This is a genomic window from Okeania hirsuta (genome assembly GCF_003838195.1).
GTDB lineage: Bacteria > Cyanobacteriota > Cyanobacteriia > Cyanobacteriales > Microcoleaceae > Okeania > Okeania hirsuta.
On record NZ_RCBY01000100.1, the window covers coordinates 1 to 26,700 of the forward strand.

The following is a 26,700-nucleotide window of genomic DNA, read 5'->3' on the forward strand; positions in this document are numbered from 1 at the left end:
CTGGCGTCGTCGCGGGGTCGCACCGCTCTCTTGGTCGATTGGATATGGCGAGGAGACCCTAAGAGTGACAGAGCCGCTCCGAAGATCGCCATCCCACCCTACGGGAAACTGCGCTAAGGACCGCTTTGTCAAAGGACATATCCTGCATTTGTCTTTTTATTTCTCTGACTATTTGTAACATTCTTTTTTCACGCTTAGTATTGTATATCACATTCTATGGAATGCTACGCAAATTCTATAGAATGTGATATATAATTTTGGCGATGTCAATCAACATTATTATAGGGTGCAAAAATGGACGATAATTACGAAAAAAATAATCGTATCCAACAAGCTTTTGATTTTTCGGAGAATGAACAGACTCTTCTGAGCGACATTAATGGGCTGGGAGTGGCTTTAGATGATGACCTTTATAAAATTGAAGCCACAGAAGGCTCTTTAGATATCTTTGTCGAGTTAACCTTTAACCATAATGAAGGGAATCTTGATTTATTTCTCCTTGATTCAACAGGAAATGAAATTGCCTCTTCAGATTCTCTAGATGATAATGAAATAATTGATTTTACTGTTGACAAAGCAGGGACTTATTATATCCAAGTCACTTCAGGGGATGGTACTTTTTCAGGGAATACCTATGATTTGCTCTGGGATGATGTTATTGGCGAAAATACCTTTCGCACTATTAATGGTTTAAATAATAATCTTCAAAACCCTGAATTTGGTAGTGCAACAGAAAAAGGCACTCGATACACTCAATTATTACGCTTAGGTCCTGAAGCTTACGAAGATGGATTATCTGAACCAAGAGGTGGTGGACTAACTACGCCCCTTGAACTTCCTAGTGCGCGGGCAGTCAGTAATGCGATCGCCGATCAAGGAGAAGAATCTATTGTCAACGACTTTAAACTTTCTGACTGGTTTTGGCAGTGGGGACAATTTATCGATCATGACATCGATTTAACGGAAGCCGATTCTTCAGGGGACTCATTTCCTATTCAAGTTCCTACAGGCGATCCAGATTTTGATCCTTTTGGAACAGGAACTCAAACCATCCCCTTAACCCGTTCTATTTTCGATCCTGCCACTGGCACCACAAACCCCCGTGAACAGATTAACGAAATTACGGCGTTTCTTGATGGTTCTATGGTTTATGGTTCCGATGAAGCAACAGCCCTTTCTTTGAGAGCTGATGATGGCACTGGAAAACTAGCCACCAGCATCGGTCCTGATGGGGAGATTTTACTGCCTACTGATAGTGATGGTAACTTTCTTGCCGGAGATATCCGTGTTAATGAACAATTAGGCTTAATTTCTGTTCACACCCTGTTTGTTAGAGAACATAACCGCTTGGCAGATGAAATTACTGATGTTTTAGACAATGGAAACGGAAGTAAAGCAGACAAACTGAATGAACTGTTTGAAGAGTCTGGGTTAAGCCGTGGTGACTTTATCTATGAATCAGCTCGTCGTTTAGTTGGGGCAAAAATTCAGACCATTACCTATAATGAATTTTTACCCTTGCTCTTAGGAAAGGATGCTCTTGGTGAGTATACGGGTTATGATGAAACCCTTGAACCGGGTATTTTCACTGAATTCTCCACTGGTGTTTTCCGCTTTGGTCATACCATGCTTTCACCTCAACTCTTACAAGTGGAAGAGGATGGAAGCTATGAAGCCGTTGCTCTACGAGATGCTTTCTTTCAACCTAGCAAAATTATGGAGGATGGAGTTGATTCTTTATTGAAAGGGTTAGAATCCCAACAAGCTCAAGCAGTTGATAATTTCCTGATTGATGATGTTCGTAACTTCTTGTTTGGTCCTCCTGGGGCTGGTGGTTTTGACTTAGCCTCTCTCAATATTCAACGGGGACGGGAGAATGGTGTAGCTGATATTAATACAGTTCGTAATGCTATCGGTTTATCCTCTTATACAGACTTTGATGAATTAACAGGAGGAAACAGCGAGCTTGCTGCTAAGTTTGCATCGGTGTATGATTCTATTGATGATGTGGATCTCTGGATTGGTGGATTAGCCGAACAGGATATTAATGGTGGAGTGGTTGGTGAGACAATCAGTGCCATCATCATCAAGCAATTCACTAATTTACGGGATGGCGATCGCTTTTATGTTAAAAATGATCCGTATCTCAAGGAACTTGAAGGCATTATCGATAAGAATCTTGATAACGTTAGTCTCGCCGATATTATCGAAGATAACTCTGATGTTAAAATTGTGGCCAGTGCCTTTACAGTCAATAACCCCATAGTTGTTTAAATCCTGGATACAATCTTGATTTGATCTGATTGGTATAATACCAAGTGTGATCAATGTTTACTACAAATAGCTAGGGGATTTTTAGGAGTCATATAGAGTCAGGTTATATAATTACTTCAATCTCCCCTACTCCCTACTCCCTACTCCCTGCTATAAATATTTATTTTCTTGACAATGCTTTAATAAAAAGCTATACTAGATTGAATAACAAAATCCATCGTTCATCTTCCCCACAGTGTAGATTGGCTGATTAACCAAGAGCTTGAGGAAGACGGAAGTAGGGGCTAGAAATATTAGCTAAAAAGAAAAACTTACTTAAATACCTATCTTCAACAAGGTTCTAGATAAAGCTTCAATCTTGCATGGGTTACTTTTAGTAAGTTCAGCAAAATCATCTATCCCGAAGGAACGTACTACTATTATTTGAGGTAGTTGTAATGATTTCGACTTCATTGATGAGTCTCATCATTTGTTTCTTTGCCGTTTATGTTTATGTCAATACTACTGAAGAGATTGTCAAAATAGTCACAGCAGGGATAGCATTACTTTGTCTATTTTTGAGTATTATTTTTGCTCCTTGGACAATTGTTTTAATTTTGGTTATATCCTTAGTGTGTTTTCAATTTCCATTGTTGAAATATTAAGGAAGAATACGGCGTTGCACAATCAGGGATGATAAAATCCGAAAGTAGATATTTTTGGATAATTCTTTCCTCAATATATGTACAGTTTAAAATCTATTATCATTCTTTAATGTGCAACCCCAAGAATACTATGTAGCATCCTAATTTCAATTTCATCAAATACAAAAAAAATAAATCCACTTCTTGTTTGAGGTGGACTTTTTTTGATTTCAGCCAGCAACAGCTTGAGAAGTTTTGTATTTGTTACACTAAAGGCACAATTTACAGCACTTTTGAGGATGGTGAGGTACAGTAACAGCAATGAGTGAACCAATTTCTCATATCAGTTAAAGTCACTTGCTCAATTGCTTCCATTAATTAATGCTATTTCGAGCATCATCTCTAGTACGAGCCGCAACCCCTCGCAAATATTCTTTAATTTTTGACCAACAATTTTCAATTGGGTTAAATTCAGGAGAATATGGAGAAAGATATAGCACTTTTATTCGGAGCTTCTTCAATTATATTTCTGATTTCCTCAACTTGATGAGCTGGTAAATTGTCCATAAAAACTTGAAAAACATTTTTACCGAGAAATTGTGGGTATGCGCCTCCCCTTTTCAGGGGAAAAAAGAAAAAAATTTTTCATGATTAGTCAATCCTCTTGTTTTCAAGGAGAGGTAATTATTAATTATTAATTATTAATTGTTGAAAGTTATTCCTGTTTTAGCTTGAATTTTAGAACATAACTCTCTGAAAGTAGCATCTGGTTTTTCTGGAACTAATTTTGAGATTAATTCTTGAGAACCTTTTAATTTATGACCTGGACCTGGACGATCAGATTTTGCATCTATATGACCTGCCATACGTATATCTGTTGATTAGTTTTTGCACAAAACTTTTCGCTACTTGAAAACGAACAGCCAGTTGACGAATTGAGCTTTTTTGATTCAAATAAGTTTCCATAATTTTTTTTCTCAGATCGAGAGAATAAGCTTTCATATATAGGAACAGAAATGAGATTTTTAATAATTGATCAAAATTTAATTTTGGCCAAATCACTAAGTTCTGATTTTGACTTTAGTGATCGCCTATGAGACATTATTTGACTGATTCAATCATTACTGTTACTGTACCTCACTATCCTCGAAAGTGCTGTAAATACACCTATTATGGATGACGTCTTAGGTCACTGGTTTGAATACTGCCCGTCTAATGCTTTGCTTTCTTCACTGCCAGATATGAATGACTCCTTTGATCGTTGGCATTGCATAATTGCGGGAAGAGAATCACATTTGCACCTATCTGAAAATGTTGATAGGTTAAAACAAATTTTTTGACAGATATCAAAATCATCCCATGATGATGCAACGCTCCAGTTTTAGCTATAGAGAGGATTTCGGGTTATTTATTGTCCAAAACTCCCTCCTAATCAGCTTTTGCACCTAACATAACAAAATCAATCGAGATGTTAAGAAAGATGCGACTAATGCACACCTTAGCCGAAAAAGGAGAGAGTTTAGTTCTACTGTGAAAAAGAAACGATATTAATACAATTGATTCAGCCATTGATCCACATCAATGGCCAGCTTCTTACCTAATTGTAATAACTTGCTAATTTGAGGCAATTCCCAAGTTTCTCCTACCTCTACACCATTAGTTTGTATTTCACTATGATTTTTCCTTTGAATATAACCTAAACACAGAGGTACAATATGATTCTCCAGAGATTGGAAATATATCTCCTGAGCATTAATTAATGATAAACCTAGATTTAATCGATCACCTACTTCAATAATTCGCTCTAAGTTGTAGATATCTTGCTCTACATTATAATGTTCATTGTCATGCAAAATATGCCGGAGTGAACTAACTATTAACCTTTCTAAAGCTTCTTTAACTTCCAGGTTGTAGAACCGACATTGCTGTTGACCTACTTCAGTAGCAAGAGCTTCTAAATCAGCCAAATGATTCTGGCTCAATTTTCCATCACTACTTTCCGCTTCTAACCCCCGTACACTTGTTAAGAACTTATGACCTAATGCCACTTCGGCAGCTACCTGTAACTCTTGGGGTACAGGTAAATTATCTCGGTGGAAAGCCATCATTATGCTATAATTATCTCGGTACACCTGACTATACAATTGATCCAGGCGATTGAGAGTTTCCTGACTAAGTAGCCCCATTATTCGTTGACGTTCCTCTGCAAATAGATCCTTCAGGCTAAATGAACGTTCGCCAAATAACTCGCTCATAGTCATAATCACATTTGCTATACTAGCTTCTTGCAAAGCATCAAATAGCTTTTGTTTCAGTTTATTATAAACTATTTGTCCGCTAAAGGGGCGAATACAGCAATGGAAATCCCATCCTCCCAAATGCAGTACAGCAAAAACAAAATTCTTACATTCTAGCGTAATTTCTGAAACTAGCTCTAACTGACCAACTGCTAGACTTAGATTACCCATGCGTCGCATTTGATAATCATGTTGCTTGGCGTTATAGCAGTAAATTCGCTGTTCGCGAGTATAAGTAGTAAACAAAGAATTAATGGCGTAGTGAGCTGCTACTTGCTCTAAACTAATTTTAGCTGTAGCAACTAATTGCCGATAAACTTCATCACCTGTTTTGAACAACTCTACATTACTGGGGGCAAAAGCAAGTCGCCCGATAAATTCTTTTTCAAGTTCTAGCTGTATCCCTGATACATCCTCTGCTAATTCTATTGCCCTAGCTGCATAACGTAAAATTTGAGTGCCTTCTGGTCGGGATATTTCATCAAAAAACCAGCCACAACTTGTAAACATTAATAGTGAATGTCTTTGCATTTCTAGTAAACGCAAAGCATCTACTTTTTCTATTTCTGTTAAGTCGTGACTTTGATGCTTGGAAAAGAAATTATTAATGTTAGTAATAGAGCGGTCGAGAATTACTTTAATGTATTCATCTCGTGCTGCCCAAACATCGTTGAAGAAGTGACGACCCAAATCTTCGTAAATCTCTACAAATTGATCCCGTAGCCAATTGAGTGAATCTCGCAATGGTCTGCGCCATTTTTGATTCCAGGTGCCTCCACCACCGCAACCACAATCATCTTGCCAACGGTCAACACCATGAGAACAGCTCCAAGCTGTTACTGGTTTTAAAACAACTTCCCAAGTAGGGGAACTAATGCTGAGATAATGAGCAAAGTTGGTTACTTTCCAGTCACGCTGAGGAAATTCTCCTAAGAAGGCATAGGCAAGGCATTTTTCTGTACCACCTTTGTGATGACCGAATGTTTCGCCGTCAGTGGCAACAGAAATCAATTGGGAGGGTCGGTGGTCTCCCCGCACAGCTTGGCCTAATCGTCCGGCAAAGTTATGGGAACTATTTAGGACATCGTTGAAGCCCATATCTCTTGATATTGGACCATCATAGAAGAAGATGTCAATGTATGGAATTTCTGTGGAGTTATCGCTGTTATTTGGTAAGAAACAACGATAAGGTTGGGTGGGGTCAATTTGACTGCCACCTACTTCTATCCATTCAGGATTTTCGTTTTCTGAGTTTGGGAAGGGGCGACAACGTTCTGCTTGGGAAGGTGCTAAGATAATAAAACGAATCCCTTCTGCGACTAACACTTCTAGGGTAGGATAGTCAACCGCTGTTTCTGCTAGCCACATTCCTTCGGGATCGCGACCAAACCTGGAGCGGAAGTCTTCTTTACCCCACCGAATTTGAGTGTATTTATCTCGTTCATTGGCTAGGGGCAAGATGATATGGTTGTATGCTTGGGCGATCGCATTGCCATGTCCATCTAGTCGTTGGCAACTTTTGCGGTCTGCCTCGATAATTTTTTGATAGACTTCCATATCGTGACGCTCTAACCAACTCATTAAGGTTGGACCGATATTGAAGCTCAGATATTCAAAGTTATTGGCGATCCCCACCAATTCTCCTCGTTCGCTTAAGATTCTGGCAAAAGCATTGGGGCGATAGCATTCGTGTAAAATTCGCTCATTCCAGTCATGGTTTGGAGCTGCACTAGGTTGACGTTCGATAGCGTCTAGGTAAGGATTTTCTCTTGGTGGTTGATAGAAGTGACCGTGGATAGTTACATAAATTCCTGTAGCAGTGTTAGAAGGTGCTACAGAAGTTGTACGGTCTTTGGTTGTTTCAGACAATGATACTTCTACAACAGAGTCGTTAAGTTGATTCAATTTCTTTTCAAATGAGGAAACCATGCGATCGCATTCTCCATTTTCAATAATAAATTATTGTCTTCGTCTTACTCTGACGAAACTGCTAGGTCTAGAATTTTTTTCAAACATTGAATACGGTTGTTCAATTCTAAATCCAAGTTGATTTACTTTAATTTCAATAATTTCAATTACATTTTCTACGTTTTAGCAATTTTTGCAGAGTTAATGAAAGGCAGATTATGTTTAGATGCTCTTGATTAGTTGTCCAAGCTCTTTAATTAAAAGCTACAAATTTCTCACTTTCTTTACCTTAATTTTAGTAGGTGAGATTTTTGTCAGTTTAATATAATGTTGAGAGCTTACTTGCAGAGTTAAAAAAGATTTAATAGTTATGTTTGTGATTTGTATCATAAAGTCTAACTTAGTTAAAAAGCAAGACTGTAGTTATAAAACTTAATTTTACTTACCATTCTCTATAAATTAGTAATATTAATTTATCATGTCATCAAACTTCTGTCTCCAAAGCTAATAATGAGGTGAAGTTTTGGAGTCTTCCTAGATGAAGCAAAAATGCTAACCTTTTAGGGTGTTTCACAGCTTTTGCCTGTTGTCTGTTCTCTACTATACCGAGGGGTGCTAGATTTGCTATTCAGATACGACCTGGTGGTGCTTTGTTCCGACCTCTATCTCCAATGCGATGATGGGGTGTGGTTTTGGAGTCTTCCTAGATGAAGCAAAAATGCTAACTTTTTAGGGTGTTTCACAGCTTTTACTTGTTGTCTGTTTCTTACTATACCAGTTAATGTCAAATCATTAGAAAATGGTAAAAGCGATAATTTGAGTTGATACCAACTTCAGTTAATTTATTGTCCTCAAAAGGCCATTATATTGAATCAGAACTTATATCATGTCCGGATAATTAACGATAAAAAACCTTCTCCCTTTAAACTTTTCTTTTCCTTCTGCCTTCTGCTTTTTTTCCTCCAAAGTGTAAGTATTCAAGCGGACGTGATGTTACCCATGAGGTACGAAAAACTAGGATTTGAGATTGCTTTGTTTCGGACGAAAATACGTTGCAGGTGCGTAAGTCCGATGAATATCAAAAACTTTTGCTGAAACTGTCAACACATAATTTTTTCTGAGATATTTAGCACAAATGCCATGATTGATCGCCAAGATATCAACCAGACCTCAATTACTCAAGGACTTACAGAAAATGAAGTTATTGCTCGTCGTACTGCAGGTCTAGGAAATCAGGTCAAATTACATACAAGTCGTTCCTATAGCCAGATATTAAAGGAAAACTTATTTACTTTTATCAATGCTGTTTTCTTAACTATTAGTGTCGTTTTAATCTTTCTTTCTCGTTATGGGGATGCTTTCCTTGTAATTGTGGTTATTTTAGGTGGCGTTATAGTTAGTGTTTGCCAAGAAATATGGGCTAAACAAAAATTAGATCAAATTGCTTTATTAACAAGACCATTAGCTACCGTTATTCGAGAAAGTAAACAACAAAACATTGATCCCAGTGAAATCGTAGTCGGGGATATATTAGTTGCCCAAGCTGGAGATCAAATAGTGGTCGATGGCCAAGTAGTAGGAGAAGGCCGAATTGAAGTGGACGAATCACTACTAACTGGAGAATCGGACCTAATTCCGAAACAAGTAGGACAACCAGTTTATTCTGCTAGTTTTTGTGTTAGTGGTACTGCTTGTTATGAAGCTCAAAAAGTAGGAACCGAAAGTTTGGCCTATCAATTAACAGTTAGTGCCAGAGCATTCCGTCAAATTTACACCCCCCTTCAACAAGAAATTAACTTGGTAATTAGAGTATTTCTACTCTTGTCATGCTTCCTGTGGATACTTGTTGCCATTAACTGGTTTATCAGGATTTATACATTTGCTGACAGCGTACAATATGCTGCAGTAATTGCTGGCCTAGTACCAAGTGGTCTTTATTTGGCCATTACTCTTGCTTATGCCCTGGGTGCAGTCAAAATGGTGGGGCAGGAAGTTCTGATTCAGCAAGCTAATGCTGTGGAATCATTGAGTAATGTAGATGTTTTATGCTTGGACAAAACTGGCACATTAACAGCTAACCGAATTCGTTTACAGACTGTCTATCCTATAGGAATTAATGAAGTTAAGTTACGACATTTATTGGGTGATTATGCGGCTAGTACCACTGCTAAAAATCAAACTATTGAAGCTGTAGAAGAAGTTTGCTCTGGACATCGACTGGAGCTAATTGCGGAAATTCCTTTTACTTCAGCTCGTAAATGGAGCGGTATGAGTTTTGAAGGTCAAAAAAATTCAGATTCTGGAACATACATTCTTGGTGCCCCAGAAGTATTAGCGACAGTTACACCTTTAAGTACAGAAGTTACTCAGCAAATTCAAGAATTAGCTCAACAGGGTCTTCGAGTCCTTTTATTTACTCACAGCCCAAATATTAATAGCTTGAATAATGATTTGGAAAAGCCACAACTACCTACCGAATTAACTCCTCTGGGAATTATTAGCTTTAAAGATGAACTAAGGCCAGAAGCTCGTGAAACGATACATGGTTTTTCTGAAGCTGGAATAGAGGTAAAGGTAATTTCAGGAGATAATCCTCAGACGGTGGCTACTTTGGCCTTACAAGCTGGACTTGGCTCGGATATTCAAGTTATTTCTGGGGCGGAGTTGGCCGAACTAGATGAAGCCCAGTTTATCCAAGCTGCTGAAGCTAATACAATTTTTGGCCGTGTTACTCCAGAGCAGAAAGCTAAACTAATTCGCAGTTTTAAGGAGCAGGGTCATTATGTAGCGATGATTGGAGATGGGGTTAATGATGTTCTGTCTTTGAAAGAGGCAAATTTGGCGATCGCTATGGAGGGTGGTAGTAAGGCCACTCGTAGTGTGGCGGATATTGTTTTGCTGAAAAATTCTTTTGGGTCTTTGCCTCATACTTTTCTGGAAGGACAACGCATTCGTAATGGTATACAGGATGTACTGAAACTTTTTATGATTAGGGTGTTTTGTGTCACCTTATTGATTTTTGCTACAGGATTTGTTGGTGGGACTTTTCCACTATTAAATAAGCATAGTGCGGTTGTTACTCTTATATCGGTGGGTTTTCCTAGTTTTTGTATTCCTCTGTGGGCAAAGTCGGGAATGTTGCCTCGTCGTAGTTTGGTGCGATCGCTACTCCACTTTACTTTACCTGCTACTTTGAGTCTTACTCTTGTTGCTTTGGGTGTTTATTTGGGTTACTTAGTTGTGACAGTGTTGGAATCTATTGAGGAAAATAATCTGATAGATAATAGTGTAGTTATTAGTAATCAGCTTCTTTCTGTTCCTCGCAGTGCCTTAGTAACTATTATGGTTTTGTGTGGTCTACTCTTGGTGCCTTTTCTTAAGCCCCCCAATAGGGTTTGGGTTGGTGGAGAACCTTTGAGTAGAGACTGGCGTTATTCCCTAGTTGCGTTGGCCTTGCTAGGAATCTATGTTGTAATTTTAGCTGTTCCACCTCTACGTCAATTTTTTGAATTATCTTTACTAAGTGCCCATGATTATGTTGTGATTAGTTGGGTGGCTTTAGTGTGGTGTATATTATTACGTTATGTCTGGCGAGCTAAACTTCTAGACAGATTTTTAGGTGTGGACCTTGGTTAATTTTTGTTTATTAATAGACCTCTGCTGAAAAGAGGGAGTAGGGAGAAATAATTGATGATTTATGGGCGATAATTGATTTGATTTTTGATTATAGTAGTTTAACTTAAAAATGAGACGTTTTTTTGTCTGAAACTCCCTCATAGCAAGAAAGCTTTGTCTCAATCTAAGGTTAAATGACTATATCACCAGATGTTTAATAGTAATAGTATTTTCTGTTGATTGCTACAGTAATATCAAATTCGGTTGAATACTTAGGGCTTGCTGATTAATTCTCAAAGTATTGATAAATAAAGGTATTAGCCTTTTTGGGGTTCAAAAAAGTGCCAGCTTTTTGATGCCTAGAGCTACAAAAAGCTAGTATTTTGGGCTGACTATGGTAGAACAATCTTGGGACAATTCTTACTCCTGTCTCCTGTCTCCTGTCTCCTGTCTCCTGTCTCCTAGCCCTACTAAAAGACTTTTGAGCGCAAACCCTACTTATTATAAAGTTGTGAGTGGGGAGTAGAGCAGTAGGGGAAATTGAATATTGAAGTAATTATAGAATGAACCTATCCCACTATTTTTAACAGGCTTATTTGTCTAAGTAAAATGTGTTGGAAAATATTAATTTTTCGTTAAATAAATCAGTTTTCGTTCACCAATATACATAGCTAATTTCCTGACACATATAAGACTGAAGATCAACTTGGTTATCTAATTTTTTAGGTATTTTTATCAGTATACTTTATTGGTTTAATCGTTATTGGTATAATACCAATTTGAAAAAAGAATGTTACGAATAATAAGTGCGATTATAAAGATAAGTTAAGGAAATGTCCCTTTGACAAAAAAGAGAATTTCCTACCTCAAAATCGGTATTAAAGCTATTCATTCTGACTCCTGACTCCTAAGAAATGGCAACTCGTGCTGTATACCAAAAAATGTATTTTCAAGTCCGCCAAAAACTATCAGCTAAACTGGAAAGATATCGAGATTATATTGCTCTGTCAGGTTTGAATTGATAAATTATTGAGGTAGAATTTTACGCAAGGATTATGAGAATACAAAAAAGCAATTCTCAGAAAAATGGATTTTTATTTGGTTGAATCCTATGCTATTTAAGAGTTTAAACTCATTTCAACTACTAATTTGCTATAATCAGTTTAGGATATCCAAAAAAATAGGCTATTTTTTCTATCTCTTGCTTGGGTTTTTCGTATTTATCCTGATTTCTAACCCCTGAGTTCTTAACCCTAAATTATACCCACCAGCAAAATACTTTTCAGCCAACCCTATTGATTGATTTTTACCTAATTTCTGATTCACTAAACTGGTAATTTACACCTTATGCTAAATACAAAAACAATCCTTTCAATTTTATTAGTATTTATTCCAATTTCAATTGCAGGTAATTTCCTAGAATGGGGTTCATCAGCTATCTTTATTACATCTGCTATAGCAATTATTCCTTTAGCAGGTTGGATGGGTACAGCGACAGAAGAAATTGCTGTTGTTCTTGGTCCTAACTTAGGTGGATTATTGAATGCTACATTCGGAAATGCTACAGAATTAATTATTGGTATTATTGCTCTAAATGCTGGGTTAGTAAGCGTAGTTAAGGCGAGTATTACAGGTTCTATTATTGGTAACTTATTGTTAGTAATGGGTTTATCAATGTTTTTAGGAGGGCTACGTTTCAAAGAACAAAAATTTCAGTCCGTAGTAGCTCGTTTAAATGCTTCAGCAATGAACTTAGCTGTAATTGCAATTTTAGTTCCAACAGCGGTAAATGCTACTTCTGATGGTATTAGTGAAAATACGATGCAAAATCTGTCGGGTGCAGTAGCAATAGTTTTAATTGCTGTTTATATACTCACCTTATTATTTTCCATGAAGACTCACTCTTATTTATATGAAGTTGGTGTGGCAGGTAATGAACCAGAAGAATCAGATTCTAATACTGAATCAGAAGAAAAATCTGAGCATAAACCTAATTTATTACTGTGGATTTCTGTACTATTAGTAGCAACTTTAGCCGTAGCATTTGAATCAGAATTATTGGTTGATTCTCTCGAAGAAGCTACAGAAACTTTGGGATTAACTACTTTATTTACTGGTGTAATTGTAGTTCCAATTATTGGTAATGCTGCCGAACACGCTACGGCAGTTACTGTTGCGATGAAAAATAAAATGGATTTGTCTGTTTCAGTGGCAGTAGGTTCTAGTTTACAGATTGCTTTATTTGTAGCACCAGTGTTAATTTTGGCGGGTTTGTTACTGGGTCAACCAATGGATTTGAATTTTAATCCTTTTGAATTAGTAGCAGTAGTAGTAGCAGTATTAATTGCTAATTCTGTAAGTTCTGATGGTCGTTCTGATTGGTTAGAAGGAGCTTTATTATTAGCAGCTTATGCCGTTTTGGGATTAGCTTTTTATTACCATCCTGTGATTGAAGGATTAACTTAACGAAGTCAGAAGTTAGAAGTCAACCCACCCCAAACCCCTCCCAGGAGGGGAAGTCAGAAGTTGTTTTTTGTAACTGGGATTTGAGCAAGACTCCAAAAACATTTCGCCTTAAAAGGTGGGATTGTGCAACCCAATTATTTTGATAAAAAAACTTTCTCTTCTTCCTTCTTTCTTCTTTGTTATTTATTATTTACTTCTTCCTTCTTTCTTCTTTACTTCTTTCTTCTTTCTTCTTCCTTCTTTCTTCTTCCTTCTCTCCTAGATAACTAAAGCCTTCTTCCTTCTTCCTTCTTTCTTCTTTACTTCTTTCTTCTTTCTTCTTCCTTCTTTCTTCTTCCTTCCTTTATAACTAACTTATTTCTATGCTGGCCAAAAGAATTTTACCTTGTCTTGATGTTAATGCAGGTCGAGTAGTTAAAGGTGTCAACTTTGTTGATCTTCAAGATGCTGGAGACCCTGTAGAACTAGCCCAAGTATATAATGATGCTGGTGCTGATGAATTGGTATTTCTTGATATTACTGCTACTCACGAAGACCGAGGTACCATAATAGATGTGGTCTATAGGACTGCAGAGCAGGTTTTTATACCTCTAACAGTTGGTGGTGGTATCCAATCCTTAGAAAATATTAAAGATTTATTAAGAGCAGGTGCAGATAAAGTCAGTATAAATTCAGCAGCGGTGCGTAATCCTGACTTGATTGATCGGGCAAGTGACCGCTTTGGGAATCAGTGTATTGTAGTAGCTATTGATGCTCGTCGTCGTCAAGACCCAGATAAATTAGGATGGGACGTTTATGTTCGGGGTGGACGAGAAAATACTGGCAAAGATGCAATATCTTGGGCGTTGGAAGTGGAGAAAAGAGGTGCAGGAGAGCTTCTTGTTACAAGTATGGATGCTGATGGAACCCAAGCTGGTTATGATTTAGCGCTCACTAGAGCTATAGCAGAGAATGTTCAAATTCCAGTGGTTGCTTCTGGTGGTGCGGGTAACTTTCAGCACATTTTTGAGGCTTTAACTGAGGGTAGAGCAGAAGCTGCTTTACTTGCTTCGTTACTTCATTATGGTCAACTAAGCGTGTCGGAAATTAAGGATTATTTGGCTAATCATCAAGTTCCTGTGAGACATGGTTAAGGTTACTTTTATATTTTTTTAGTAAAAAAAAAAATTAGGGTGTTTTTTTAAGAAATGTTGTTAAAATAGAGGGACTGTTACAAAATGTAACTTATGTTATTCACTATTCTAATACTTGATGTGGCCTTAGTGGCTTGGTCTCTGCATCTCATGCAGGAATCATTCAATCATCGAGAATTTTCCCTAATGCTAGCTGGTATTTTAGTTGCTACATCTGCTGCTGCAATGATGGTAGTTTATTTTCTGATGGGTACTTGCATGACTCACCTAACTCAAATGTCTCAACACTCCTATGCATATTTTTAAGTATTTTTAAGCTTCTCTTGAAGATATAATGTCCCTGAGTACTCTATACTTTGAAATATAATCCCATAGGGATGTTGTTGAATTTTTTTGATTAATTTCTTGTCTGTTGACAAAACTATAAAAAATCAGCGTTGTACAGTGACAAATTATTTTAGATTTTTGATTGAATTTGATTTTGGATTAGTCAATTGCTAGAATGATTAATATTAGGTTTTTTTAGTTAAAGTATAAACTAATTTTTGGTAATATCATTCCATAATTTGCAACTCCAAAAAATCAGGTATAAATATATTAAGACTGTAGCTAGGGGTTATATATCAGTTAGTAGACGACTTCGATCAGCATTTACAAATTAGTAGGTTATGACTAATTTTGGGGCTACTACTTCTGACAAATTTACTGCCTTTTTGGTATAGATTAGTAATCGATCATTGAAGCTATGAGGAGGTGAGAATATAGGGAGGTAGGGAGTATTTTTTTACCTTTTTCCCCTATTCCTTTTCTACATATCATGATTCCTGAATCCTGGTAAAAAAAACTTAATTGCGGACAAAGATACCAAATGGGTTCTATAAGTATTCTTAGTTAGAGCAGAACAATTATGCAACAAAAATCAAGAAAGTATGTGCCAGATCGTTGACAAATAATTAATTGTTTGCTTAAGCCTAAAGCTATCAGTTAGTATCTTTAAAATTACTAGAGAAAGGCAAAATAATTAGAGTGATGGGGAAAAACCAGCTTTTTACTTGTAAGTCCCTTAGTTGAGCAAATGTTCGTTTTGTAATTTTTTCATCTCTTCCCTAACTTCAATTGCTATTTCTAAAGCTTCGTTAAGTAATTTTCCATGTTCGCTAGCTTTGTCATTAATTTGCAAAGCTGTCAAAGTATTAAAATTAAAGGTAAATAAGTCTGTATTTTTATTAACAAATTTCTGATTTTCCCGGATAATTCGCTCGGTTTTCAAAGCTCTAATTAAATCTTCTCTAATTAGTTGTAGAGCTTCTATAATTTTAGTGCGATTACTTAATTGAACTTGGGGGTTCCCAGCGGCTTCAATTCTGTCATTAATAACAATCGCTTGAATAATCGAATTATATTTATCTACATCCTCAAACAATTTAATCAGAGGTTGATTTTTACGAGTCATAAATATTTTATAGATATCTTCTAAAAATAATCCTATTGCCATACTTACATAAGTAACTATTAATAATAAATGGTGTTGATTTAAGATTTTTACTACCATCCAGTAACTAACTAATAAAAGCAAAGCTATTAGTAAACTTTTCAAACCTTCTATTAAATATTTAGTTTTGGTGGGCGGCAGCAATATTTTACCTAAACTTACTCCACTTAGATGTTTAAGTTCACCCTTTGTAATTTCTAATCCTTCTAAATCTAACCGCATAATTGTTTGAGATTTTTAGTTCTAATCTATGGAGTGAAGTTGGGTAAAAATAGATGGGTGCATCTCAATGCAAGAATAAAGCCAAAAATTTATCGCTTTTAGGCAACAGGCAACAGGGAATAGGGAATATATAGGAAAAAAGTATTTTTGCAAATGTGAGATGCACCCAAATAGATGTATTTTCCAATTATTTTCAACCCTTTACCATATCCATAAATTTGATTTTGAGATGATTGTGTTGTTAATTAGCAATCAAATAATACCATTTCTCAAAAACTTTTCTATATTTTCACATAGTAGGGGAGTAGGTGAGTGGGTAGGGAAGTTGGATGCAACTTCCCTACAGGGAGAATTAAACATAAGAATAATTAACATTAACTTACCTCAAAGTAGTAAAAAGGTTATTCGACATAAGTTAATTACCTAATAACTGAAGTTCTCATGAAGTATAGCATTATTTTTGGGAATTGGTATAATATAGTGTTTATCAAGTTACTGAGGTAAAGTTGTTTTTCTTCTTTTCTATTTCCTCGGGACTACGGACGTTGCAGGCAATGTCCCTACCTACTCCCACGCAACAAACAAATTTTGTACCTCACTCTTTTTGGGAATTGCTATATTTGCGTAAACATTCAGCAGTCAGCTATTAATTTTGGGGAAGGTAAAAGCAACCTTTGAAATTGAGTTTGAATAAAAGTTACTACCAAAGTCTCCGGACTAAATCTTAGAAATAATTAGTTATTAATAATAGCTGAATGCAAGCGCATTCCGAAGAAAGCGCTGACTGCTAATAGCTGAATGCAAGCGCTTTCCGCAGGAAATGCTTACGTTAAATTTATCTAATTTTGCATACTAAGTTTAGATTTTTGGGCGTTGGTGAAAAGCAAGGTATGATATCATGTTCCCCCTCCGGGGGAGCTACGCTAACGGATAAGAGCGCGATAGAACTCCGTGACCTTTACGCGACCAAAAAACTTTCTCCTTCTACTCGGGGTTTCTGATTCTTTCTTCCCTCCTGAGGATCTTCGACTGACTTCCCCTCCCCTCCTGGGAGGGGTTAGGAGTGGGTTGACTCCTAAGTAATGCGCGATTAATATCATACACTAATTCACCAACGCCGATTTTTGTAGTGTAAATTTCACTTTTGGTTGACCAACATTATAAGTTAAGGCATAACTATTAGCTAATATCCAAAACCATAAACTAGGATAACGAGATTCTAACCAAGGTTGAATCCAGCGGGCAAAACTAGGCAACCATCCTAATAGGAAATTCATTAAACTAAACAAAGTGAAATTGATATAGCTTATTGTCCAGAGTAATACTTCCTGAAAGTTGATAAAATCTAGAATCCACAATAAAAGATAAGGATTTTGTCTAGCTGCTTTTAGAGCTAATCTTGTAAAAGTAAACCAATTAGCTCTATCTTTAATAAAAGTATCTGCTACTTCTGGAGGTTCCTCTGCTAATAATCCAAAAAATGTATTCAATATAGAATTAATTCTTTGGGGAGGTAAAAACTTTCCAGTTGGTACCATCATGCCTTTAGAAAATAACCAAGTAACGGCAATATTACTTTGATAAGCACGAATTTGATTTAAGTGATTCGCACTGAGTAAATCATATTTTAAAGCAGTATTTAGAAGATCGGTTAAACGAGGTAAGTTTCTGACTAAAGAACCAAAGCCAGTAAACACTAAAGGAGATTGGAGAGAAGCAGCATCGCCAATACAAATTAAACGGTCAAAAGCCACCTGGCGATCGCTACCTTTGATACTAAAATGCCCAGGAATATAACCAAAGGTTGGTTTTTTCCAGACTAATTTATCCATGTCACACCGTCGATATTCTGGCAAAATTGCGAAAAAATCCTCATACATTTCTAACAAAGAACCAGGATTTTTAGGATGAACTTGATGGTAATGAAATAAATAAATTGCTAACTCATTACCAGCACAAGGAAACAACTCCCAAATTAATTGTCTGCCACGAGAAATATCGCCATGACTATTAAGAACATCTCCATAATTTGAATCCCAAACTTCCGGTTCAATTCCACCATCAATTACTGCTCCAACTGTTGGACAAATACTATCAAAAGCACGTTTACCATTTAACTGCCAAGCGATGGGAGAAGCAGTACCCATAGCATCTACTAACAAACGCCCAGAGAAAGTTTGTTCAGTTTTGTTAGATAGGTTTTGAGTATAAACTACAACTTTTTCTGGTTCAACTTCAGCTTTAATGAATTCTGTTTCATCAACAATTTTTCCTCCTGATTCTTGTAGTTTTATCCCACATAAAGTGAGCGCTTTTTCTGAATCTAATGCCACATTTAAAACTGTAGGAGTATGAAGAATTGCAGCTTTAGCAAAATCAGGGTTATTACTATCAAAAAATTTGTTAAATCCGTCTTTATATTCTCTGGCAATTAAACCTTCTATTTCTGCAGCAGTAAATAAACCCAAGTCAATTAAACTTTGTAGTTCGGAGCGAGAAATATTCCACTCTCGATTCATTTTACCAAAAGTCAAACGTTCCAATAATAATACTTTGTACCCCAATTTTGCCATGACAGCTGCATGAATAACTCCCAGAGCACCACCAACGTAAATTAGGTCATATTCAACAGAATTATTATTTGTTCCTAACTCCTTTTTCCACACTACTTGTTTTGGTGTTTGAGGATTTTTAACTGATTCGCGCCAACGTTTTTCCCACCAGTATAAACGTTTAAGATCGTATTCCCCTTGAGGCATTTTTTGAAAGTATTTTGCAGTTAGAGGATAATCAGATGATAAAGCTGTAAAAATTGACTGATTTGATAAGTCAATTATGGGAGGTTCTGGATAATTTAAAGGAAATTCTTTTCTCAAGTTGCTAGTCAAAGATGAAGTGAATTGTTTTTGTATTGAAGATACATTTCCTTGAGCAAAAACTTTGAGATAAGTAGTTCGTTGTAATGACCAGATAAATACAGAAAGTTCTTGAGTAGGATCTTGAGAAAATTTCATAACAAAACCATCTGAAGTCAGAATTTTATCACCGAACCCTGGTTGAAATTTATGCTGTAACCATTGACAAACAGTTTTTGTATCTGGCGTTGGTACTTCTAGGTAGAGAATTTCTTTCATCTGTTTTTTTGGGAATTAATTTTTAATCTTAAAATTGACAATATTTTAATTTATGCTATAGTTGTTAGATAAAACTTTAATCAGATATAAAAGTTTACAATATTTTCTATTATTAAGTATACCCAAGAAAAATTTTCCCTTGGGTAGTATATTTTTAAGTTTCTACTCTCTCTTGAGATGAATATCTTAAAATTGGTAAACTTCGTTCAAGCCTACAAAATAGTTTAGCCTCAATCAGTAGAGTAGTGACAAAATCTCAAAGACAGTAAGGGAGTAGATATGAATTATCCTGTACCTACAAACGATGGAGAAGTAATTGCTTTGCGACAACAGCCAGTTAACGATGAACTTGTCGCTGTAGCTATGGCTGGTATAGTTAATGTTGCTCGTTCTCAAGGAAAGTCTATAGAGGAACTTAAGGCAGAGATTCTTGCGGACGATAATTTATTAAATATGGCCCAAAGACAACTGTTAAGTCAGGTTCTTAATGAAGCTTGGCAGTATTTGCTATGACTTACAAGAATAAGGAAGAGGGAAGAGGGAAGAGGGAAGAGGGGAGAGGGAAAAATATGGCTTGCATATTTTAGCGTGGGGATTGTGAGAACGTTGCATATTTGCACATTGGAATTATAGTTTCATATCATGTCTTTTTAAACACCCACAATAAAAATTTTAGGGAACAGGGAATAGTGAATAGCGAATAGGGATAAATTTATCAGAGAACACATTTTTATTATCGCTAATTAATAAGATTGGATATTAGAGAAAGAGCAAGTATAAATATGAGATTTACCTTTTCTGCAAAGATTTATCTCTTAGTTAAACAATAGCGCATTAATTATTATTATGTTTACTTTTCCCTCACTCCCCCGCTCCCCTACTCCCCCGCTCCCCTACTCTCCTAACTGACTCCTCTTCCTCCAATTAAATCTAATTTTGTTGAAATTTATCTAACATATCTACTGCAATTTTTTGATTATCAGAGTCGCCATCCAATCCAAAGAAAAAAGCCGCCTGCTGAAAATTTTCCATCGCCTCACTTTGATTTCCAATTAAGTAGTAAACTATGCCTCTATTAAAGTATGACTTAGGATTATTAGCATCAATCTTGATAGATTTATTTAAATCTTGAAGAGCCTTTTTCTGCTCTCCTATTTGTAGATATTCATCCCCTCGATAATAATAAGCTTTAGCATTTTCAGGATTAATTTCTATTGCCTTATTAAAGTTAGCGATCGCTCCTATTCTCCTTCCTAGTTGAGAATAAGCAACTCCTCTACTTAAGTAAGCTTCACTTTGACCAGGATTGAGACTTATAGCTTTATTTAAATCCTGAATAGCACCTTGATAATTTCCTGCTTCCATCTTTTGTTTAGCCTGGTTATTTAGATTAATTGCCTGTTTAGCCATATTGAATCTTTGAGTTATTACTTGATAATTTTCTCGATAAAGCTTTAATTTTTCTCTAGCTTCTGAATATGACAAACTTTCTTCAGAAATTTTTTCTAATAAATTAATTGCGTATTGCCATTTTTGCTGCGCTTGATACCAAGTATCAACAGGATGAGGAGGATTTTGTACTAATAAAGCTGCAGCCATTGCAGATTGTTTTGCTAACCTTAAATAGATTAATCCATGTTCTGCTAAATATAGTTTTCGCTTGACTGCAATGAGTTGATAATTTAGTTTAGTTATTTCTCTAGATACAGGTTGTAAGGGTACACCAGGCAGTTGAATAACTTGTTCTAAAATATCTATTGCTTCTGGCAATTGAGCTAGGGCAGCTCTAAGTTTATTAACATCAGAATCTTGATTAATATCTCCTAAATTAGCTATCTTTGCTTGAGCTAGAGCTATGGATTTTTTTTGTACATTATTTAGCAAAAAAATTGAAATGCCGTAACCTAAAACCAGGATAACTATAATAACTTTGACTAGGTTTCTTTGACCCATAGTTGCTCCTTTCAATTTCATCAGTAAAGCAATTAGCAAATCATGTATTAGCCGTTAGTTTTTTTTATTTACCATATCTTAATCTTATACCAATTTTATCGCAATAGTAAAATCAAGAGAGAAGAAGATCTAAAGGTAAAAAATGATAGAAATAGGTAGGAAAAAGAATTGGATTAGGTTCTTCAAAATATAAATTTTCAATTTCATTTTTGTAGCATTATTTTTGATCAATGGTATTACCTGATATTTTTTTTAACGAAGAGCAAAAAATATCAGAATAATTTACTTTTTTGCATGCTACAGATATGATAGAAAAGATTTTTATATGAGAATAGCAGTATGGACTTGAGAGGAAACAAATATGGCCGGGGTATGTAAAATAGAAATTACAGAAACAGTCCCAGAACTCAAAACATTGCTAAATGGCCAAAAAACTGCTAGTGGCTTTCAGAAGATTCAGGCACTATATCTATTTAAAATTGGTCAAGTGACAACTGTCAAAGAATTGGCAGTTACTTTAGGAGTAAATCGGATTACAGTACAAAGGTGGTTGAGACAATATCGTAAAGAAGGATTATCGGGGTTATTACAGGTAAAACAAAGTGGGGGGCGCAAACCAGCAATCCCACCAGAAGCGCGAGATGGGTTGCAAAAACGACTTAACGACCCCAATAATGGTTTTCAGAGTTATGGAGAAATTCAAAAATGGTTGAAAGAAGAATATAATATTAATGCTTCTTACAAAGCAGTTTATTCCACAGTTAGATATCAGTTAAAAGGTAAACTCACAAAAAATAAGTATAGCGCTGTGCGCAGGGAACAGGGAACAGGGAACAGGGAACAGGGGGAATAAATTGCCGATCATATAAGACTTCTAGCTCTTTTGCCCCTACTACAATTTGTAAATATACCAGCGCTCATTGCTATAGTATGGTGCTTTATATCATGTTCCCCCTCCGGGGGAGCTACGCTAACGGTTGAATACTGACAAATTAACAATGAAAGGAGTCAGTCCTCAGGAGTCAGTAGGGAAAAAGAAGCAAGAGGAGAAGAAAGTTTTTGATTGTGTTTGCGTAGCATTCTGTAGGAAAGCGGAACAGAGTTCTATGGCGCTATTAAACAACATGATATTACTCAGGCAACAGGTAATCAAAAAACCGATTGCAAATTCATTTAGAGCAGGACAAAATTTTCGGCGTTGGTAAATTACAGGATGAAATTTGTAGGGGCAATCCCCCAATGATTAACTGGGGTAGGTTACAGAGCGCTACCCCGAAATATAAATCATCCCATCAATTACCAACGCCAAATTTTCTGACCATCTGTCTGAATGTGTATGATTATAATCATAATGTGGGGAATGATTTAGGTTTGCTCATATTATTTTCTATAGCTCTTTAGATACCCAACTGGAGATCATCTCAATTAGTTTTTTCTTGCCTGTTTCAATGTTTTACTTAACTGAGTTTCTGACAAAGACCGCACAAAACTCAGATTAAAAGGTTTTTCGCCGATGGTCTGAGCATAAGATGCTTGTAAATATGAACTATATTCAGGGCGATCGGCGACATGGGTTTGGAAGAATGCTAAACCAAAAGCATTAGCATAACCATTGACTACATCTGGATCTGGTTGAATCAACTCTGCTAGAGTAGTGAAACTATTTTCTCTAATTGCCTCAAAATCAATATTGATATGATCTGCTCCTTCTGTTAAGACTAAATATTTATCAGGAGTTGTCAACCAAGTAAAAGATTTTGCTTGTTCTAAAACAATAGGAGTAATTTTATCTTCACTTGCGCTTCCCCACAACACAGGTAACTCAATCTGACTCAAACCAGCTTTTCCAAATAAACTACTATTGACTGGATCGAGTACAAATATTCCTCCAATTCTATCATCTTTCAAATTATATTTTTGAGGCTTCAATTCCAAAGCACGACACTGTAGCAGTAGCGACATATTTAAAACTTCCATTTGTGGGCCACAGTCTTGTTTTAGTTGCTGAAAGTTAATCTCTGCACCTGCTAAAGCAAAAGCAGTATAAGCACCAAAAGAATGACCAAATATACCTACCTTTTTCAGGTTTAATTGATTGTGGAATTGATATTGATTTAACTGCTCTAATTGATTTAATAAGAAAGAAATATCCAAGGGGCGGTCAATAAATTCATTGCCATGGAACATATCCTTAGTTTTACCTGCTAAAAATTTCTGGATATATTCATAATCACTACCTGGATGTTGGGGTAGAGCAACAGCAAATCCATAAGAAGCTAAATGTTTAGCTAAACTTTCAAAATTAACTCCATTAGAACCTAAACCGTGAGAAATTACAACTACAGGAATTGATATTTCTGCTGAAGAGATATTAGGTAAATAAAGTTGTACTGAAAAATTGCGATCGCGTCCCTCATCTTGCAGGATAATTTGTTGCTTTGAAAAGTTATATTTTCCTTTTTTCCTAATATCTGGTAAACGAGAAAAATCTACTTTTTCTTCTTTGTAAGCTTCTGTTTGTGTCAGATTTGCTACAGTTTCTATAAAAGTTTTTGTATCTTCTTGTACAGCAGCAATTTTTTCAGTTACAGCAAAAATTTCTTTTGTATCGAACCATATAGTATCACTGGGAAAATGACGGATAAAATTTATGATAGTTAAGCCTTCAGCATCATTTGCCGCCTTTAATAAAGCAGTTCTAATTTCCTCAGCACCATTTTCAACAGTAGTTAAATTCTCATTCTCAGAATTTGATGAAGTTTTGATTACTTTCCCTAAGTTTTTCAGGAATAATTCTCCCATAGGGGAATTGATAAATTGAGAGACTATCTGAGGAGGAAAATTATAGCGGTTGTGTAATAGATCCCGATATTTATCTTCTTTTTCAGCTTCTAACAGTAGCATATAACTAGCTAGTTCATAGCTAATTTCTCCCGTTTTGGCATAATTTTCTAATGCTGATACAGGAATCAAAATATTTAGATCTTTATGACCTAGAGAAATCTGCTTTGCTGCATTCACTGGTAAAGCAGTTAAAATAGCAGGAATTATGCTTAGACTTAGAGATTTGAACCATTGGTTAAAAGTAGAATAATTGCTTTTTCTCTTGTTTGTTTGTTTTACTGGAAAGACTTTATTTTTCACTATTATATTACTCCTAATTACTCCTATAATTAATAACTTTTCAGCCGTTTATTCTGCTTTTCGAGAAAGCATACTAACCCTAAAGTTATTAATGCTAGACAAATAAATATACTATCCCCTAATAAATTTTTGCTTGATCGGAGGGATAATTCTATATAACTAATTGAGATTAATTCGGGTTTGCAGAAAAAAAATGTTTACCGTTTTCTCTAAATTTTTCTCGGAAATCACAGTACCTTTGGAGATACTATAATTCAGTATGTCAGAGTGTTAATTGACTTTTTGCATCGTTTTATACTGATTTTTTTTCGTCAATTTATAATATTATTTACCAACAAATCAGTCAAAATATTAAATCAGTAATTGAACATTTAACTTGCATATATTTTTAAAAGCGCATAAGAAAAATAGAAGGATTTAGTAAATTTTGCACTCTTACAGTGACTAAAAATAAGAAGCAAACTAAATGTGTAGTTTGTTTGCAACTGTGTATTGATAGTTAAAACACATCATATTAATATGTCTGAAGCGAGATAATCCATTGCTTTTTCCACTAGCTCTTGGAAGGATAGCTATAAGAATATAATCTATTATCTCATATTCAATCTATTTAATTAATTATAATAGAACTTCTTAAGATTCTTTTGTCAGATAATCTCTAATATCATGTCCGGATAATTAGTTATAAAAAAACTTTCTCCTTCAACTCCAGTTGTTCTTCTTTCTTCCCTCTTCCCTCTTTCCTCCTGACTCCTGACTCCTGACTCCTGACTCCTCCCTAGTTATTTATTTATCACTGTTTAACCGGACATGATATAAAACATTACAGGCATGAGAATCAAGTCTTAATCCAGTATGCTAGAAACAATGAAAAAGGGAGTGTTACAGTGTATTCGGTGGTTTATGAAGTACAGTAGGGAGCAGGGAGCAGTAGGGACGTTGCGTGAACGTCCCTAGGGACACGAGAACATTTATGTAAGTCAATTTAAAATTGTTTAATAATTAGATGAAAGGTAAGACGTTGAGTGTAAATAGTTAAATATTATCTAACATTGACAGAGCTTTTAATCCCCTGTAAACATCAGACTTTTTTTGAGGATTCAGGTTAATTATCTGTTAACAATATCAACTAAATAATCCCCAGCAATCCCCGTATTCTATATTTTCTTTGAGCTTCTGTTCATCTACAAATGTAATTTTGAACACCGGATTTTTTGATAAATTTACCTTGATAAAATCAACCAGTATCAGCAATAGCGATCAGTCAAATTAAATTAATCAAACCTTGTACATTACCTAGACTTCCCTCTAGATTATATCCACCTGTTTTACAATCTTTAAACATGGCGAGATAGACATATTCCTACTACTGAGCAGTTACGCCAAGAGTTAGAAACCTGGAATCAACAGCGGAATCAAAATCTTAGCAAGGTGGTTTGGCGTTTTTCCACGCTTCGATGCTAGAGTCAAACTGCAACATCTTTATCTTTATCCTGTATTTGAAACTTCCAAACATCAATAACTCCCCCGGATTGTTCACCTTCACTATCAACCAGTAGCGAGATAGCTGTCGCTAGACTCCGCCAACGCTTATTTTTTGATTTTTTACTGTCTATTCAAGAGCGATTGCTATCGTCTTTACTTCTGACTCCTACCTTCAAAAAATTTTATCCCGATCCTACCGGATTTGATATGACGAGTTATTTTTTCCTTCATTAAATCATCTTGAGCAGTTGAGCTTTTTTCTAACAGAGGAAATAAGTCTGCTCCTTACCTGCTTCATAAAACTGATATAAAACGTCACATAGCGTGATATTTTAATGTTTACTTCCTGCTTCTTGTGAGACCGTCGGCGGCTACTCATCCACAGGCATCAACGGTCAAGCCGACCGCATCCCTCAAATTCATACTGGCATTCAGATCCCGGTCTATAGATATCCCACACTTCTTGCAATCATAAGTTCTCAGATGCAATGGCATATCTTGAACATGACCGCAGTAGGAGCAAGTCGAGCGAAGATGGAAAAAATCTGTCAACTACTACCAGCTCGGAACCGTACCACTGAGTTTTATATTCTAGCTGTCTGCGAAACTCATAAAAGCACTGTCTGCTAATTGATTTAGCTAGCTTGTGGTTAGCTAACATACCGCTAACATTTAAATCTTCGCTTGAGCAACAACGCTGTGGTTTTTAGCTAGATATGTTGTCAATTTATGAAGTGCATCTTTGCGGATGTTAGCTACTCGTCTGTGCTGCGATCGCTAGCTTGATTACAGCTTTGTGCCAATTCTTTGAATCTTTGACTTTCCTGCTCAGTTGGCGTTGCAATTTTGCTAGTTGATCTTGAGCTGTACGGTAAGGTTTAATGCTTGGGAAAACTTGACCAGTACTTAGTGTTGCTAGCGTTTTCACGCCTAAATCAACACCTACAACATCAG

General features: G+C 36.0%; 18 protein-coding genes. 7 read left to right on the forward strand and 11 right to left on the reverse strand.

What is annotated here, in order from left to right:
* Positions 1–294 precede the first annotated feature (294 nt).
* Positions 295–2,274: a peroxidase family protein gene (locus D5R40_RS17165; protein WP_124142942.1), complete on the forward strand. Its 1,980-nt coding sequence runs from the start codon at positions 295–297 to the stop codon at positions 2,272–2,274.
* A 315-nt stretch (positions 2,275–2,589) separates the two neighbouring features.
* On the opposite strand, the gene D5R40_RS43515 is transcribed toward D5R40_RS17165, so the two are convergent.
* From D5R40_RS43515 to D5R40_RS17180, 4 genes are all read right to left on the reverse strand, one after another.
* Entirely contained in the window at positions 2,590–2,727 is a 138-nt protein-coding gene (locus tag D5R40_RS43515) for a hypothetical protein (protein ID WP_161565007.1), read from the reverse strand.
* A 544-nt stretch (positions 2,728–3,271) separates the two neighbouring features.
* Positions 3,272–3,397, reverse strand: a complete 126-nt coding sequence (locus D5R40_RS42685) for a transposase (protein ID WP_161565008.1) — start codon at positions 3,395–3,397, stop codon at positions 3,272–3,274.
* A 201-nt stretch (positions 3,398–3,598) separates the two neighbouring features.
* Complete coding sequence (locus D5R40_RS35435) at positions 3,599–3,763, reverse strand: hypothetical protein (protein ID WP_161564302.1); 165 nt, start codon at positions 3,761–3,763, stop codon at positions 3,599–3,601.
* 681 nt (positions 3,764–4,444) lie between these two features.
* Positions 4,445–7,123 carry a DUF3536 domain-containing protein gene (locus D5R40_RS17180; RefSeq protein ID WP_124154952.1) on the reverse strand — a complete coding sequence of 893 codons (2,679 nt, stop codon included), beginning with the start codon at positions 7,121–7,123 and terminating at the stop codon, positions 4,445–4,447.
* A gap of 1,119 nt (positions 7,124–8,242) precedes the next feature.
* On the opposite strand from D5R40_RS17180, the gene D5R40_RS17185 reads away from it, so the two are divergent.
* From D5R40_RS17185 to D5R40_RS17200, 4 genes are all read left to right on the forward strand, one after another.
* Positions 8,243–10,738, forward strand: a complete 2,496-nt coding sequence (locus D5R40_RS17185; protein ID WP_124154953.1) for an HAD-IC family P-type ATPase — start codon at positions 8,243–8,245, stop codon at positions 10,736–10,738.
* A 1,326-nt stretch (positions 10,739–12,064) separates the two neighbouring features.
* Positions 12,065–13,183: a calcium/proton exchanger gene (gene cax, locus D5R40_RS17190; protein WP_124154954.1), complete on the forward strand. Its 1,119-nt coding sequence runs from the start codon at positions 12,065–12,067 to the stop codon at positions 13,181–13,183.
* Between the two features lie 362 nt (positions 13,184–13,545).
* A complete protein-coding gene (hisF, locus tag D5R40_RS17195; protein ID WP_124154955.1) occupies positions 13,546–14,316 on the forward strand; it encodes an imidazole glycerol phosphate synthase subunit HisF in 771 nt (256 codons plus the stop codon).
* A gap of 93 nt (positions 14,317–14,409) precedes the next feature.
* Complete coding sequence (locus tag D5R40_RS17200; protein ID WP_124142948.1) at positions 14,410–14,622, forward strand: hypothetical protein; 213 nt, start codon at positions 14,410–14,412, stop codon at positions 14,620–14,622.
* A gap of 757 nt (positions 14,623–15,379) precedes the next feature.
* On the opposite strand, the gene D5R40_RS17205 is transcribed toward D5R40_RS17200, so the two are convergent.
* A complete protein-coding gene (locus tag D5R40_RS17205; protein ID WP_124142949.1) occupies positions 15,380–16,030 on the reverse strand; it encodes a hypothetical protein in 651 nt (216 codons plus the stop codon).
* 1,103 nt (positions 16,031–17,133) lie between these two features.
* A complete protein-coding gene (locus tag D5R40_RS17210) occupies positions 17,134–19,164 on the reverse strand; it encodes an FAD-dependent oxidoreductase (protein WP_124154956.1) in 2,031 nt (676 codons plus the stop codon).
* A gap of 279 nt (positions 19,165–19,443) precedes the next feature.
* Between D5R40_RS17210 and D5R40_RS17215 the strand changes: the two genes are divergently transcribed.
* Entirely contained in the window at positions 19,444–19,677 is a 234-nt protein-coding gene (locus D5R40_RS17215) for a hypothetical protein (protein WP_124154957.1), read from the forward strand.
* Positions 19,678–20,094: 417 nt separating this feature from the next.
* On the opposite strand, the gene D5R40_RS17220 is transcribed toward D5R40_RS17215, so the two are convergent.
* Complete coding sequence (locus tag D5R40_RS17220) at positions 20,095–21,117, reverse strand: tetratricopeptide repeat protein (RefSeq protein ID WP_161564303.1); 1,023 nt, start codon at positions 21,115–21,117, stop codon at positions 20,095–20,097.
* A gap of 361 nt (positions 21,118–21,478) precedes the next feature.
* Here D5R40_RS17220 and D5R40_RS17225 point away from each other — a divergent pair, with 361 nt between their 5' ends.
* The gene (locus D5R40_RS17225; RefSeq protein WP_124142954.1) at positions 21,479–21,970 is read left to right on the forward strand and encodes a helix-turn-helix domain-containing protein; all 492 of its coding nucleotides are present in this window, start codon (positions 21,479–21,481) and stop codon (positions 21,968–21,970) included.
* Positions 21,971–22,542: 572 nt separating this feature from the next.
* On the opposite strand, the gene D5R40_RS17230 is transcribed toward D5R40_RS17225, so the two are convergent.
* The 4 genes from D5R40_RS17230 to D5R40_RS39750 form a co-directional block, all read right to left on the reverse strand.
* Positions 22,543–24,261, reverse strand: coding sequence for an alpha/beta hydrolase (locus D5R40_RS17230; protein WP_124142955.1), 1,719 nt, complete (start codon positions 24,259–24,261; stop codon positions 22,543–22,545).
* A gap of 1,860 nt (positions 24,262–26,121) precedes the next feature.
* Positions 26,122–26,298 (reverse strand): zinc ribbon domain-containing protein, encoded by a 177-nt coding sequence (locus D5R40_RS39745; protein WP_240041580.1) that lies wholly within the window; start codon positions 26,296–26,298, stop codon positions 26,122–26,124.
* Positions 26,216–26,407 (reverse strand): zinc ribbon domain-containing protein, encoded by a 192-nt coding sequence (locus tag D5R40_RS43520; protein ID WP_445974428.1) that lies wholly within the window; start codon positions 26,405–26,407, stop codon positions 26,216–26,218. The genes D5R40_RS39745 and D5R40_RS43520 overlap by 83 nt, the downstream gene beginning before the upstream one ends.
* 90 nt (positions 26,408–26,497) lie before the next feature.
* A partial coding sequence (locus tag D5R40_RS39750; protein WP_240041608.1) for a transposase occupies positions 26,498–26,700 on the reverse strand: 203 nt, incomplete at its 5' end.